This window comes from Janthinobacterium kochi (genome assembly GCF_051380715.1).
GTDB lineage: Bacteria > Pseudomonadota > Gammaproteobacteria > Burkholderiales > Burkholderiaceae_D > Janthinobacterium.
In genome coordinates, this window is record NZ_JBNYXO010000003.1 from 421,359 (window position 1) to 437,677 (window position 16,319).

At 67.2% G+C, this 16,319-nt stretch carries 4 protein-coding genes; all 4 read left to right on the top strand.

Annotation, left to right across the window (positions count from 1 at the left end):
* Positions 1-102 precede the first annotated feature (102 nt).
* Positions 103-12,735: a filamentous hemagglutinin family protein gene (locus ACQ4WL_RS09605; RefSeq protein ID WP_436509495.1), complete on the top strand. Its 12,633-nt coding sequence runs from the start codon at positions 103-105 to the stop codon at positions 12,733-12,735.
* The gene (locus ACQ4WL_RS09610) at positions 12,732-13,442 is read left to right on the top strand and encodes a sigma-70 family RNA polymerase sigma factor (RefSeq protein WP_436509496.1); all 711 of its coding nucleotides are present in this window, start codon (positions 12,732-12,734) and stop codon (positions 13,440-13,442) included. Before ACQ4WL_RS09605 ends, ACQ4WL_RS09610 begins: the two co-directional genes overlap by 4 nt.
* 212 nt (positions 13,443-13,654) lie before the next feature.
* Positions 13,655-15,292, top strand: a complete 1,638-nt coding sequence (locus ACQ4WL_RS09615; protein WP_436509497.1) for a response regulator — start codon at positions 13,655-13,657, stop codon at positions 15,290-15,292.
* Positions 15,289-16,317, top strand: a complete 1,029-nt coding sequence (locus tag ACQ4WL_RS09620) for an ABC transporter substrate-binding protein (protein ID WP_436509498.1) — start codon at positions 15,289-15,291, stop codon at positions 16,315-16,317. Before ACQ4WL_RS09615 ends, ACQ4WL_RS09620 begins: the two co-directional genes overlap by 4 nt.
* The last annotated feature ends 2 nt before the right edge of the window (positions 16,318-16,319 follow it).

The following is a 16,319-nucleotide window of genomic DNA, read 5'->3' on the forward strand; positions in this document are numbered from 1 at the left end:
AAAAGCATTATCCCTTCCGCCATCGAGCTACGTCATGGAGGCATGGACGCCTGCGCCACCGCCAGGCTCCGTTCCCTACTCTCTAGCCAGGAAACCATTGCCATGACCAAGCTTCACACTGCCCAGCGCCCAGTTCCACACATAGACACGGGCGCGCAGCGGTCCTCCACGCTGGGCAGCCGCTTGCGGCTCACGCCGCTCGCTTACGCACTGACCACCATGCTGATGGCGGGCGCCTTTACCACGCCGGCGCGCGCGCAGCAGGCGTTCAGCGGCGGCTGGTTCGCGGCCAAGGGTGCGGCGCAAAATACGGCGGCCACGGCGGGCCGCCTGCCGAATGGCCAGCCGCTGCCGCTGGGCAGCCGGCCCGAGGGCCAGCGGGCAAATGAACCGCTACAGCGCTCGATCAACAACCTGAACCTGGCCGCGCGCGCCATTGCCGCGCAGCAAGCATCCCAGGCGCAGGCGCGCCAGGCGGCGACCGGCGTGCCCGGCGCAGCCGATGGTCTCGTGAAAGGCGGCTTGCAAGTCGACACCAACAGCCTGACGGCCGGCTGGCTCAACGCCCAGGCGCCTGTGCAGACGGTGGCGGCGGGCAAGACGGCAGTGCTGGTGCAGCAGACGGCGGACAAGGCCATCCTGAACTGGGAAACGTTTAACGTGGGCAAGGACACGACCCTGACCTTCCAGCAACAAAAAGATTGGGCCGTATTGAACCGGGTCAATGATCCGCAATCGCGACCCAGCCAGATCCAGGGCCAGATCAAGGCTGACGGCACGGTGCTGCTCGTCAACCGCAACGGCATTGTTTTCAATGGCACCAGCCAGGTCGACACGCGCAGTCTGGTGGCGGCCGCAGCCCGCATCAGCGACACACAATTCCAGAAGGACGGCATCTACAGCCCCGGCACGGCCGGCGCCACGACGTTTGCCGATGCGGCCGGCAAGGTGCAGGTGCAAGCCGGTGCGCGCATCGCCAGCAATGCACCCAAGGGCAGCACGGAAGGCGGCGGTTATGTGATGCTGCTGGGCAAGGAAGTCCACAACGGGGGCGAAATCAACACGCCCAAGGGCCAGGCCCTGCTGGCCGCCGGCGACAGCTTTAGCATTAAAAAAGGCGTGGGCACGGATGGCAACCCGCTGTCGACCACGCGCGGCAGCGAAGTCACGCCGCGGTTCGCGGCCGCCAGCACGGCGGGCAAGGTCGTCAACACGGGGCTGATCCAGGCGCGCGAAGGCGACGTCACCCTGGCCGGCCGCGAAGTGCGCCAGGAAGGCGTCGTGCTCGCCACCACCACGACGGCCACGCGTGGCACGATCCACCTGAATGCGCTGGGTAGCGACGCGGCCGTCACCGTGGGACGCGGCGCCACCACGGCCATCCTGGTCGAGGACGACGGCAAGACGACGGCGCTCGACAGCCAGCGCGACGCCATGCGCGGTCCGGCCGTGACGTCCACGGAAAACATTCTCGCCGTGAACGACCGTCGCGATCAGTCGCGCATCGAGATCGGCAGCGCCGGCACCGTGGAATTGCTCGGCGATTCCCTGACCCTGGCCACGGGCGGCCAGATCGCCGTCAACGCCGCCAGCCGCAGCCTGCTGCGCGGTGGCGCCCAGCTCGACGTCTCGGGCGCCGTGGGCGTGAAGGTAGCGATGGAGGCGAACAATGTCGAGATCAATGTGCAGGGCAACGAGCAGCGCGATGCGCCCGTCAACCGCGACGGCAAGGCCTTGATCAATAACAATATCTGGGTGGACCGCCGCAAGCTGGTGTTTGTACCGAAGGGCACGAACGGCTACGACAGCGACCGCTGGTACACGGCGGGCGGCTTGCTGGAAGTGGCCGGCTACCTGGGCACGCAAGGCCATTCCGTCAGTGTATGGATGGCGCAGGGCGGCACCGTCAGCTTCGGCGGCAAGGATGTCGTCACGCAAGCCGGCTCCGGCATCAACCTGTCGGGCGGCACGCTGGACGTGCAGACGGGCGCGCTGCGCCAGACCTGGCTGAAAGGCGTCGATGGCAAGCTGTACGAGGCGAGCAGCGCGCCCGCCGACCTGCAGTATGCGGGCGTGTACAAGGGGTACGAGGAAGAACACGCGCGCTGGGGCAAGGAGGCCAGCGCCTTCTACGCCAGCCCCCTGATCGCCGCGCAAAAACGCCTGGAAAACGGCTACACGGTGGGCCGCGACGCGGGCAAGCTGGTGGTCGCCACCGGGTCGGCCGTGCTGGAAGGGGGCATCGCGGGCGATGTCTTCCAGGGCGAGCGCCAAGCGCAGGCGCCGCAGGCCCTGCTCGACGGCTACCAGCAGTCGCAACTGGCGGCCGCGCAGCGGGGCCAGCTGATCGTTGGCCAGTATCAGCCGATGTTCGACAAGCGCACGGGCGTGCTGCAGCATGTGCTGTCGGCCGTCATGGACGAAGTGCGCCTGACGCGCGTGCAGGATGGCATCGCCGCCGGCCTCGAGGTGGCGGACGTGCTGGCAGTAGAGCGCCAGGGCAAGCTGCTACTGGACACCAACTTGCTGAACGAACAACAGCTTGGCGCCATCCGCATCGCCGCGAAAGGTTCGATCACGGTCGACAGCGCGCTGCAGGTGGCCGACGGCGGCAATATCACCCTGTTTGGCAAGGACGTGGCCATCAATAGCAGCCTGCGCAGCCGTGGCGGCAGCATCATGGCTGGCAACGTGCTGAACCAGATCGGCGCGCTGGGGATGAACGACACCTTAGTCAATCCGGGTGCACCCTTGGGCAAGCTGGTGCTGGCCGAGGGCGTGAGCCTGGATACCAGCGGCTTGCTGGCCAATGTGCTGCGCGACCCGCTGGCCGCTGCCGGTTTGCCTTACCTGAATGGCGGCAATGTATCGTTGCGGGCATATGGCGACGTGCGCATCGGCAATGGCAGCCTGATCGACGTCAGCTCGGGCGCAGCCATCCTGTCGCAGGCGAAACAGCAGGGCGGCAAGGGCGGCAACCTGACACTGGCCAGTTATGGCGCGCAGGCCGATTTGCTGCTGGGCGAAGGCGCCCAAGTGCGCGGCCATGGCGTTGCCGGCGGCGGCAAGCTGGAATTGCAGGCGAACAAGATACTGGTCGGCCCAGCCGATGCCGCACAGAAAGGTACCCTGCAACTGGGCGGCGATTTTTTTGACAAGGGTTTTTCCAGCTATAGCCTGCTCGGCAAGCAGGGCTTGACGGTAGCGGACGGCACGCAGGTCGATGTGCGCATGCCCGTGTTGCGCGTGGTGGACAATGAAAAATTGGCCCTGTGGATGCCAGAGCAATACACGGAAAACGCATTGAAGGGTACCTTGACGCAGCGCAAGGGCGCCAGCCTGGCCCTGCAGGTAGGCGATGTCCAGTCCGGCGCGGCCGACATGGCCATCGCCGAACTGCTGGTCGGCAAGAATGCCGTCGTGAATGTCGATGCGGGCCAGGCCATCAAACTGTCCAGCGTGGGCCAGCTGACGGTGGAAGGGCGCTTGAATGCCTGGGGCGGCAAGATCAGCCTGGGTGGCGTGGCCGTCGAGACGCCTGTTTCTGAAGCGGTGGAAGCGGCCGGCCATGGCCGTTCCCTGTGGATCGGCGAAAATGCCGTGCTGGACGTGGCGTCGCGCGCCGTCAGCGCCACGGATGCGCAAGGCCGGCGCTACGGCAAGGTGGTCGATGGCGGCAGCATCGTCGTCGGCGGCGAAATCAACCATGCACAGGGCAGTACCTCGGCGGCCAACCTGTTTGTCGTCGTGCGCGACGGTGCCGTGCTCGACGCTTCCGGTGCGCACGCCGTGCTGGACGTGAACGGCGACGCCATCGACGTGACCAGCGCGGGCGGCAGCATCGCGCTGGCATCGAACAATGGCTTGTACCTCGATGGCCAGTTGCTGGCCCGGGCGGGCGGCGCGGGTGCGGCCGGCGGCAGCCTGTCCGTGGCCACGGGCACGCCCGAATACCGCAAGGAGCTGGCCACGCCGAGGGTGCTGCAGGGACGCCAGTTGAGGTTGACGCAGCAGCAGGTCGCCAGCGACCTGGCCGATGGCGTCAGTGCGCAGGACGGGGCGCAGGCGCTGCAGTACGGCCATGGCCGCTTGTCCGTTGAACAGGTGGACGCGGGCGGTTTCGGCAATCTGGCTCTGCTCGGCGCCGCCTCCTTCGATGGCGACGTGTCGCTGACGCTGCAGCAAAGCTTCCAGCTGTACGGTGCGCCGATGCTGGCGCCTGGCAGCAAGCCCGGCGCGAAGGTCAGCATCGCGGCACCGTATGTGCGCCTGGCCAGCATCAAGCCCGTTGGCCGCGATTTCTATACGACGCCAGGCAGTGCGGGAACATCGCCGGTCGCCAGCCAGATCAGCATAGCGGGCGACCTGATCGATGTGCGCGGCATGGTCAATATTCTGGCCGACGATGCGCGCCTGACCAGCCGCGGTGACCTGCGCTTCCTGCTGTCCCCGCTGGGCTGGGATGGCAATCAAGCGACGACGGTGTTGTCCACGCCGGGCGACATGACCCTCAGTGCGGCCCAGCTGTATCCGGAAACGGGCGCCGGCGCCGCCGTGCGCGCCGGCTATGCCAAGCTCAATGGCTTCATGGGCTACGACCCCGCGCGCAGCCTGAACATTGCTCGCACGACCGATGGCGTGCCGGCCATGCCGTATTCCGCCTTCGGCTCGCTGGAGCTGGGCGCTGCGCATATCGAGCAGGGTGGCGTGGTGCGCGCGCCGCTGGGCCGCCTGTCGATCGGCGCGGCCGGCTATAACAATGACAAGAGCCTGACGGTCAATCTGTTGCCTGGTAGCGTCACCTCGGTCAGCGGTGCTGGCCTGGTCATGCCGTATGGCGGCACCGTCGATGGCCAGGCCTGGAACGTGGATGGCAAGTTGACCTCCCTTATGGGCGTGGGCGGCTTCAGTGCGCAGGGCGGCCTGCGCGTCGGCGTGGAAATGGCCGGCATGGCCGTCGACGTGCGGCCGGGCGCGCTGCTCGACCTGTCCGGCGGCGGCGAACTGACGGGCGCCGGTTTCATCGCCGGCCGCGGCGGTTCCACCGACGCGCGCACCCATCCGCTGGTGCAGGTGGGCGCCAACGGCGGTTTCGTGTTGCCGGGCCTGGCGACCAACCCTGTGTACGCCATCGTGCCGGGCGTGCAAACGCCGCAGGCGCCTGTGGGTGGCGAAAAGGGTGCTGCCGATGCGGCCGTGGGCCGGCAGGTGACGATAGGCAGCGGCGTGCCGGGCTTGCCCGCCGGCACCTACACGCTGATGCCCTCGACCTATGCCTTGCTGCCGGGCGCCTTCCGCGTCGAACTGAACGGCCTGGCGGGCCAGGGTAGTGCAGGCACCCTGGCGCAGCAGCTGCGCAACGGCTCCTGGGCCGCGCCCGGTACCCTGTCGATTGCCGGCACGGACATCCGCGCGCCGCTGGCCAGCCAGCTGATACTCACGCCGGCCAAGGTCTTGCGCACCTATTCCCAGTACAACGAAACGGGCTATGCCGCCTTCGCCCTGGCCGATGCGCAGACGCGCGGCATTCCCCGCGCGATGCTGCCGTCCGATGCCAAGACGCTCAAGCTGACCCTGGCGCAAGATGGCGGCCTGGACACATTCCAGTTCAAGGGCACCGGCAAGTTCGCCGCAGCCGAAGGCGGCTATGGCGGCACCGTGATGCTGGGATCGAGCAATGTCTCCACTGGCGAGATTGAAATTCTCGCCGATGGCGCGCCGGCCACCAGCGGCGCCGGGCTGGTCAGCGTGCGCGCCTCGAGCCTGAACAATATCGGTGCGGCCCGCATTGTGGTGGGCAACACACCGACGGTGGCATACGGGCAGGGCGGCAATTACGTGAACTTCAGTGTCAACTCGGCGCGTGCCATCTACCTGCGCGCGGGAGCCGTCCTGTCGGCACCCGAGGTATTCCTGGTGGCCCAGGACCCGGGCAATTACGAATTGGGCGATGGCGTGATCGATATCGCGCCTGGCGCGGGCATCAGCACTCTGGGACGGGGCAAGGCCGCGTATGACGCCAACGACGGCTTCATCTACAAGACCCGCGCGGACATGCACGTGCTGGCCGCCTCGAACGGCTTGCTCAATGTGGCGCCGGTCGGTGGTTCGGCGCGTGGCGGCATCCGCATCGGCGTGTGCGACGACGCGTGCGCCGGCACCAGTACGGCGAGCCTGTACTCGGAAGGCACCCTGCTGCTGTCGACCAATGGCAGTTTCCAGCTGGACGACTCGGCCCGCTACGGTACGCGCAACCTGAGCCTGTCCGTGGGTGCCATCAACATGGGCAGCAGCGAAGCGCTGGCGGCGGCGCAGGCCAGCGGCACGCGGTCCAGCGGCCTGGCCCTGAACCAGGGCGTGCTGGATCGCCTGCTGCGCGGCGATACCAGCACGGGCGCACCGGCGCTGCAAGCGCTGATGCTGAGTGCGGCAGACGGCGTCAATTTCTATGGCGACGTGGTGCTCGATACCTACGACAAGACCACGGGCAAATCCACGCTGGAGCGCCTGGTGCTGACCACGCCGGCCATGTATGGCCAGGGCGATGCCGGCACGGTGGCCACCATCCGCACGGCTAACCTGGTCTGGGGCGGCGCGCTGTCGCCAGCCGGCAATATCATTGCGCATGGCGCCGGCACGGGTAGCGGCACCCTGAACCTGGAAGCGGAACGCATCGATTTCGGTTTCGGCCCGTTCACGCAACCGGCCGGCGTCGCCTCGTTCGACCGCCTGGCGCTGGGTTTTGCCAACGTCAACCTGAAGGCGTCGGGCCAGGTCACGGCCAATCACAAGGGCAGCCTGTCCGTCTATCAGGCGCAGGGCGCCTACGAAACGGGCAAGGGTTACCAGTACGGCGGCGGCAACTTGAACATCATCACGCCGCTGTTGACGGGCGACGCCGGTTCCGCGCACAGCTATACGGCGGGCGGCGCGCTGACGGTGGTGGCGCCGGCCGGCGCGGCGCCAGCGGCTGCCGTCAAGAACAACGATGGACTGGGCGCCCAGCTGGCCTTGAACGGCGACAGCGTGAGCGTGGCCACGGCGGTGGTGTTGCCTAGCGGTAAGCTGACTATCAGCGCGCAGCACGACATCAGTCTGGCCGACGCTGCGCGCATCGACATGGCGGGCCGCAAGAGCACCTTCTTCGACGTGGATAAATACAGCTGGGGCGGCGACGTCACCCTGGATAGCCGCGCCGGCGATATCCGCGCAGCTAGCGGCGCCGTGATCGACCTGTCGGCCGAGAACAACCGCGCCGGCAGCCTGAAGGCCGTGGCGCTCGATGGCGCGGCCGGCATGGTGGACTTGCAGGGCAAGATCCTGGGCGGCGCCAGCGGCAGCTACGACGCGGGCGGCACCGTGGTGCCGTACAAGAAAGGCAGCGTGGACGTGCGCGCGCAAACGCTGGGCACCGGCGGCACGCTGGACAGCCAGTTCGCCGCGCTGAACACGCGTCTGAACGAAGGCGGCGTGACGGGCGGGCGCAGCTTCCAGCTGAAGCAGGGCGATCTGACGATAGGCAATGAACTCAAGGCCGGTGAAGTGCAGGTATCTGTCGACAACGGCCGCCTGGCCGTGGCCGGCATAATTGACGCCAGTGGCGAGCGCGTGGGCAGTATCCGCCTGGCCGGCAAGCAGGGCCTGACCTTGGCCGGCAACGCCGTGCTCGATGCGCATGGCACCGTCTTGCGCGTCGACAGCTATGGCAAGATCATCGATAGCCCGAACCGGGCCACGGTGGAACTGAACTCGGGCCAGGGCACCTTGGACCTGGCCGGCGGCGCGCAGATCGACGTGCGCCACGGCACATCGGCCGTGGCAGGCAAGGGCAAGGGAGAACACGACGGCGCCGCGCGCGGTACGCTGGAACTGAGCGCGCCGCGCCTTGGCAGCGGCGGCACGCGCACGGATGCGGACGCTGCCACCTTTGGCGACATCGCCATTGCGGCAGGTGGCGGTTTCACCGTGCGCGGCGCGAAATCGATCGCCGTCAACGCCATGCAGCGCTATGACGACGCGGCCTACGCCACGGCGCCAGGTGCCAACGGGCAGCCGGTGCAAGACCTGTCGGCCAGCGGCCGCCCGTACCAGGTGATCAACCAGGCATATCTCGACCGCAAGCACGCCGACAGCACGGACTTCATCGATGCGGCGCTGGCCAACACGAACTTGCGCAACGGCAAACTGGCGGGCTTGACGACGGCCGCGTATGCCGATGCGCTGCATTTGCGTCCCGGCGTCGATATCGTCAGCAAGACGCCGGACGGCGACCTGGTGGTGCAGGGCGACCTGGATCTCTCAAACCTGCGCTATGCCAGCCTGAACCCGCGCTTCCAGCAGACGGGCGTGCGCGGTTCGGGCGAGGTGGGCAGCCTGCTGCTGCGCGCCGGCGGCGACTTGAATATCTACGGCAGCATCAATGACGGCTTCGCGCCGCCGCCCGCCACCAAGGATGACAAAGGCTGGGTATTGCTGCCGGGCCGCGACATCAATGGCAGTGACGTCATCGTGCCGGGCCAGGGCGTGACTGTGGCCGACGGCACCCTGTTCCCGGGCGGCGCCGTGCTCAATTACGACCTGCCCGTCAAGGGCTTCAATCTGGTCGCCAATACGCGCCTGCCCGTGGCCGTGGCTCTGGACCAGGCCGTGACCTTGCCGGCCGGCACGGTGCTGGCGGCCGCCGTGCGCGACAGCGCCGGCAATATCATCCATGCGGCCGGCAGCCTGCTGGCCACGGCGCACACCTTGGACGCCGGCATGCGCCTTGACGCAGGCAGCGTGCTCAAGCAAACGGTGAAAGTGAGCGCCATGACCTGGCCCAAGGGCGTGCCACTGCCTGGCGTGGCGGGCGAACGCTCGGTCTTCGCGCTCAACGGCAACCTGGCGCTGGCCGTGGGCTCATTGATCCCGTCCGGCACCGACGTCAAGCTGATGGCCAATGTGGCGGCTATCGAGCTGCGTCCGGAAGTGGCGGGCAGCCAGGGCAAGCTGTGGGCCATCGCGCCCATGCTGGCCGAAGGCTCGCAAGCGTGGGGTATGCGCCTGGTGGCCGGCGCCGACCTCGATGCAGCCGACACGCGCAGCGTGCAGGCGCATCCCGAGCATGGCACCTTGCGCCTGGCCGACAGCCATTACGGCATGTACGGCGTGCTGGTGCCGCCGAAGGGCGTGCAGTACTGGAGCCAGGCAGCTGCGGACCTGGGTATCGACGGCATCGTGGCCGGTGAAATTATCACCGACGAATTCCTCAGCCAGTTCGGTACCAATATCGTGGATTTCTGCGCCGGCGACCCGACCATGTGCGTGCTGAAGGTAGCCTACGTGTGGACCAAGGCTGGCGCGGAAGAGTATGCCGACCCCAGCGTCAAGGCGGGCGACCTGCTCGATCCCGTGGCGATAGGCTGGCCTACCCTGTGCGAGGAGTATCCTACCTGGTGCGGCACCTCCAGCCCCACGTTTGACTACAAGGCATCCAGCTTGCGCTACAGCGTGCTGCGCACGGGCACGGGCGACCTGGACCTGGTCAGCGGCGGCGACTTGCGCATGGACAGCCTGTATGGCGTGTACACGGCCGGCATGTCGTCCACGGCGACGTTGCCAGGTGACCCGTTCAACCAGGCGCGGGCGCGCAATGCCGACGGCAAGGTATTGAACAATCCGGACGGCGAGCATGAACACCTGGTCGATGGCGGCGCCGATAGCATTTACCGCGCCTGGTACCCCGACCAGGGTGGCAATCTGCTGCTGAAGGTAGCGGGCGACCTTACGGGTTCTTTGTTGGGCCGCAGTGCCGCAACCAATTTGCGTCCCGTTACCGCTGACGCGGGCTACGACAGTACGGCCGTGGGCAACTGGCTGTGGCGCCAGGGCAGCGGTGGTCTCGCCATCGGCGGCCTGTCACAGCCGGTGGCATGGTGGGTCAATTTCGGCACCTATGTGGGTCGCAGCACCCTGGCCGACGACGTCCTGGGCTTTACGGGTTTTGGCACCCTGGGTGGCGGCAATTTGCGCGCCGACGTGGCGGGTGACGCCGGCGCGCTGGCGCTCGCGCAGGGCAGCAGCTATGACGGCAATATCAATACCCGTTCGCAGGGCTTGCTGCTGGCCGTGGGCAGTACGGGCCGTGTGAATGCCGATGGCAGCATGCTGTTGACGGGCGGCGGTGATCTGGACCTGCGCGTGGGCGGCGCCATCAACCCGGCAGGCACGTCGAATGCTGACCACATGAATGGCGCCCTGGTCGACTTGCGCGGCCACGCGGAAACGTCGGCCGCGCAGCTGGGCAGCCTGAAGCTGCAATATGGCACACAAAGTACCGATCACGCGCCGAAAGAAACACGCGCCTACGATGCCTTCACTGCCACGCGCGCCACGCCGCAGGGTGGCATGACGCTGGTGCCGGGCGACGCCACGTTCAGCGTGGCGACCCTGGGCGACCAGGTGCTGCAGGATGTGGCCGATCCCGGTCGCGTACTGATGGTCAACCCGACATCGGCGCTTGCGCCATCGGGCGAACTGGGCATTGGCAACAGCTGGTTCAGCCTGTGGACGCCGCACACGGCGCTCGACCTGTTCTCCGCCGGCGGCAATCTGACGCCATTGACGGCGTCGATCGGCACGGAAACCGACTTTGCCACCATCTACCCATCCATCGTGCGCGTTGCCGCCGCGCATGGCAGCCTGTACTACGGCAAGGCGATCGTGAACAGCAATGCTGCCAACAGCTATGCGGCCCCCTTGCTGCTGGCGCCTTCGCCCAATGCACAACTGCAGTGGCTGGCCGGTGACTCCATCTATGCTGGCGGTTTTACCATCGGCCAGTCCGGCGCGGCGGCGGGCAGCATGGCGACGCCGTTCAAGCCCGCCTATCTCGCCCTGACCCCGAATTCGTGGTCGACCGGTCCCCTGGCCAGCAATCTGTCCAGCACGGGGGTGCCGGCGAGGGCAGATGTGTACCAGCTGTTCGCCTTCGGTCCAGATTCGGCCGCCGGCCCTGGCAACAGCGGCACGCAGGCGGCCCGCATCTATGCCGTCAAGGGCGATTTGCTCGGCGTCAACGTCGGTCGCATCGTCGAGTTCTACGACGCCAAGCATGCAGGCATCACCTGGTATGAGGGCGCGCAACCGGTCTGGATGAAGGCCGGCCGCGACATCGTCAGCAGCGGCACGGCGTTGCTGGAGGGGGTGGGCGGCAGCGAGAGCGACGTGTTATTCAACAACAGCAGCAATCTGTTCGTGCATAACAATGCGTATGACGTGTCGGTGGTCTCGGCCGGGCGCGATATCCTGACCAGCTCCTTCAACGTGGCCGGTCCCGGCACGCTCGACATCAGCGCCGGGCGCAATATCCTGATGCAGGACAAGGGCAGCGTCGTCAGCCTCGGTCCCATTGTGCAGGGCGACAAGCGTCCGGGCGCTGGCATCGCCATGCAGGCGGGCGTGGGCGCGGCCGGCCTCGATTACCTGCGCTTCGTCAAGCCCTACCTGGACTCATCCAACGTGGCGCAGACGGGCGTGCCGCTGGCCGACCAGGCCGGCAAGGTGGTGAAATCGTACGAGACCGAATTGGCGACCTGGCTAGTCGAGCGCTACGGCTTCAAGGGCACGCCCGCCGAAGCGCTGGCCTTTTACCTGGCGTTGCCCGAGCCGCAGCAGCGCGTGTTTTCCCGCAAGGTGTATTTCGCCGAACTGAAGGCGGGCGGACGCGAGTACAACGACCGGGACAGCACCCGCTACGGCAGCTTTTTGCGCAGCCGCAACGCCATCGCGGGCCTGGCGCCGGCCACCGACGCCAGCGGCAAGGCGATTTCCTATGCGGGCGACATCGTCATGTACCGCGGCACGTTTGGTCTCTACAACCCGGACTCGGGAAGAAACGACCGCATCGTTCCCCGCAGTGGCTACGTGCACACCAACTTCGGCGGCGACATCGCGCTGCTGACGCCGGGCGGCAAGCAGGTGTTCGGCATCGAAGGCGAGGCGCCGCCGTCGACCTCGGGTGTCATCACCAAGGGTGGCGGGAATATCGACCTGTTCTCGCACGGCAGCATCCTGCTGGGCCAGAGCCGCGTCATGACCACGTTTGGCGGCGATATCCTGGGCTGGTCCTCGCAGGGCGACATCAACGCGGGACGTGGTTCGAAGTCGACCATCGTCTACACGCCGCCCAAGCGCGTGTATGACAACTGGGGCAACGTGACCCTGTCGTCCGACGTGCCGAGTACGGGCGCCGGCATCGCCACCCTGGCGCCGATTGCCGAAGTGCCGGCCGGCGACGTCGACTTGCTGGCGCCGCTGGGCACCATCGACGCGGGCGAGGCGGGCATCCGCGTCTCGGGCAACGTCAACCTGGCCGCGCTGACGGTGATGAACGCGGCGAATATCCAGGTCAAGGGAGAAGCCAAGGGCATGCCGACGGTGGCGTCCGTCAACGTGGCTGCCATGACGAACGCCAGCGCGGCCGCCACGCAGGCGACGGCGGCGGCGCAGGACGTGGTGCAGCGCGAACGCGCCGCCACCCGTTCGGCGCAGCCATCCGTGTTTACGGTGCGCGTGCTGGGCTTTGGCAGCGACGCACCGCCTGACAGCGCGCAAGCGATGCCGCAGGACGGCGCACGCATCGAGGCGGGCGACTACAACCCGCGCAGCGCCGTGCGCGTGCTGGGCCTGGGCCCGCTGCCGGAATCGGCTACGCGCCAGTTGACGGCGCAAGAGCGCAGCAGGTTGTCGCCATGATGGCCCGCTTGGCCGAACCCTTGCCCTTGCGCGCCGTGGGGCATGCAGGCATGGCCTGGTACCGGCCGGCCATCCGGCCCCGTCTGCGGGCGGCCAACGACATGGCGCCAGCGTCGTTGCCGGGGCAGGGCAGGCAGATGCAGGCTGTGCTGGAAAGCAATTACCGGGGCTTGCACCGGCGTCTGACGCGCCACCTGGGTTGCGCCGAGCTGGCCAGCGATAGCCTGCACGACGCCTGGCTGCGCCTGGGCACGCTGGCGGCGGGTGATGGGGCGCCGCTGGCGCACAGCCCCGTCGCCTATGTGTTTCGCGTGGCCTGCAATGCGGCCATGGACAGCCTGCGCCGCAACCGCGCCTGGCTGTATGCGGACGAGGGCGATGGCGAGGCTGGCCTGGTCGATTTCCTGGCCGATACGGCGGCGGGGCCGGAACGCCTGGCCGAGCTGCATGCCGACCTGCGCCGGCTGGCGCAGGCCGTCGACTTGCTGCCGCGGCGCCACCAGCAAGTGCTCGAAGCGCTGCGCGTGGACGAGCTGACCCGCCAGGAAGTGGCCGAGCGGCACGACATGTCGCTGCGCAATGTCGATACGGCCTTGCGCCAGGCGCTCGACCATTGCGCGCGCCACACGGGCCACGCGGCGCTGGGCGGCGTCGGCACGACCAGGCGCAGTCTGAGGTTGAACGTTCGTTCGCGTACTGACGCGTAGGATTCGGCCCGTCAGCCTCGTCCATGAAAGCGAAGGGCTTGGGCGAGCCGGGCATCTGCGGCATGGCGGCCGCCCAATCTCGCGCAGGGCTGCCCCTGCTTTCTTGCGCGCGTGACAATGCGTGTATTTTTGGTAATTTTCAGGTGCTATGCTCGGAACGCATGTTGCGGGGCAAGTTCCCGGCCCGCAAGGTCATGCCGCCAGGAGAATGCATGAACAGCTCATCAATGCCGCCGCGTATCCTCATCGTCGATGACGAGCTGGCGCACATGCGCGCGCTGTGCGACACCTTGCGGGGGCAGGCCTACGAGACGACGGGGCTCGCTTCGGGTGAGGCGGCGCTAGCGCTGCTGGCCGTCGAATCGTTCGACCTGCTGCTGGTCGACCTGATGATGCCGGGCATGAACGGCATCGCCGTGGTGGAAGCGGCGCACCAGATCGATGCGGACCTGGCTTGCATCATCATGACGGGCGAAGGCACGATCGCCTCGGCCGTGCAGGCCATGCAGGCCGGTGCGCTCGATTATGTCGTCAAGCCGTTCAAGGTATCGGGCATCCTGCTGATACTGGCGCGCGCGCTGGAAACGCGCCGGCTGCGCATCGCCAATGCGCGCCTGGAATTGCTGCTGCGCCAGCACACGGACGAACTCGACGCCATGAACAAGGATTTGCAGCTGGCACGCGAAGTGGCCGAGCGGGCGAACCAGGAAAAGACCAATTTCCTGTCCAGCATGAGCCATGAGCTGCGCACGCCGCTCAACGCCATCCTGGGCTTTTCGCAGATGCTGATGTCCGACTCCATCCCCTCGACGGCGCAGGAAAAGAAAACCTTTGCCTCGCACATCTTCGGCGCGGGCCGGCACCTGTTGACTTTGATCAACGATATCCTCGATATCGCCAAAATCGAGTCGGGTAATATGTCGCTGGCTATGGAAGCCGTGGACCTGGCCGGCATCTACCACGAATGCTGGCAAATGATGGAACCGCTGGCGAAGAAGCGCGGCATCACCTTGACGTTCGTGGAAGCGGTCGGCCTGCATGTGCTGGCCGACCGTACGCGCCTCAAGCAGGTACTGCTCAACTTGCTGTCGAATGCCGTCAAATACAACCGGGAACAGGGCGAGATCCACGTCGATTGCCAGCCCGTCGATGCGCGGCAGCTGCGCCTGTCCGTGCGCGACACGGGCGGCGGGCTGAGCGCCGCGCAGCTCGAAGCGCTGTTCCAGCCCTTCAACCGTCTGGGACGCGATGCGCGCGACGAGGAGGGTACGGGCCTGGGGCTGGTGGTCAGCAAGCGCCTGGCCGAAGCCATGCAGGCCAGGATAGGCGTGGCCAGCACGCCCGGACGCGGCAGCACCTTCTGGCTCGATATCGCCAGTTGCCCGGCGCGCCAGCCGATGCAGGAAAGTTCTCGCCTGTCCGCCATCGCCCGGCCCGCAGAAACGGTACGGCTGCCGGACCGCAAGACGCTGCTGTACGTGGAAGACAATCCCCTGAATCTGGCCCTGGTGGCGGGCCTGATCCATTTTCGACCCGACCTCGACCTGTTGTCGGCCGGCGACGGGCAAACGGGCCTGGACATGGCGCGCCGCCATGTCCCTCAGCTGATACTGATGGATAGCGACCTGCCCGACATCAGCGGCACGCAAGTCATGCAGCTGCTGCGCGCCGATGCCCGCACCGCACATATTCCCGTCATCGCCCTGACGGCCGTGGCCGGGCCGGGCGATATCCGCCAGGGGCTGGCGGCGGGCTTTTACCGCTACCTCACCAAGCCGATCGACGTGCAGGCGTTTTCCGAGGCCATCAACAGCGCGCTGGAGTCGGCCACGGCGCAGCGCAGCGCATGAACGGCGCGGCGCCAGTGCGGCGGGCGATCTGGCTGGCGGCCATCGCGCTGTTGCTGGCGCTGGCCGCCGCGGCCATCTGGCGGCTCAATGCCCGTCCCGCTGCGCCGCCCGGCCCCGTGGAAGTGCTGCGCCTGGCCGTGAATGCGGAATACGTGGGCAGCTGCCCCATGCTGGCCGCGCGCGCGCACGGTTATTTCGCGCGCGAGGGCATCGACGCGCTGCTGCAACCGTATTCGTCCGGCAAGGCGTCGCTGGAAGCCGTGTTGCAGGGCAGTGCCGACCTGGGCACCGTTTCCGATATTCCCGTGGTGCTGGCCAGACTGAAGGACCAGTCCGTCGTCATCATCGCCAGCCTCTTCGAGGCCGAGCGCGACCACGGTATCGTGGGGCGTCTGGACCGCGGCGTGTCCACGCCCGCCAGCCTGAAAGGCAAGCGCATCGGCGTGACCCTGGGCACCTCCGGCCATTTCACGCTGGACGCCTTCCTGAACCGCCAGAAGCTGCTGCCTGGCGAAGTCACCCTGCACAACTACACACCGGACCAGCTGGCCGGTGCGCTGGCGCGCGGCGAGGTCGATGCGGCGGCCGGCTGGGAGCCGTTCCTGACGGGCATGGCGCGTGCGATCGCGGGCAACGCGGCCATTTTCTATGGCGAGGACGTGTATGCGGGCCTGTTCAATGTGGCTGGCACGGGCGAGTATGTGCGCAGCCACCCGGCCACGATACGCAAGGTGCTGCGCGCGCTGATCGCCGGCGCGCGCTTTTGCCGCGACCAGCCCGGCGCCGCGCGCGCGCTGTTTACCACGGCATCGGCCGGCGAGGCGGCGCGCCTGCAGGCGGCCTGGCATGGTTATCAGTTTGGCATTGTGCTCGACCAGGGCTTGCTGCTGGCGCTGGAAGACGAGGCGCGCTGGGCCATCAAGAACCGGCTGGCCGGCCGCAGCGACATGCCGAATTTCCTCGATGCCGTCTACCTCGATGGCCTGGAAGCCGTGGCGTCGTCGGCCGTGACGGTCATTCATTGAAA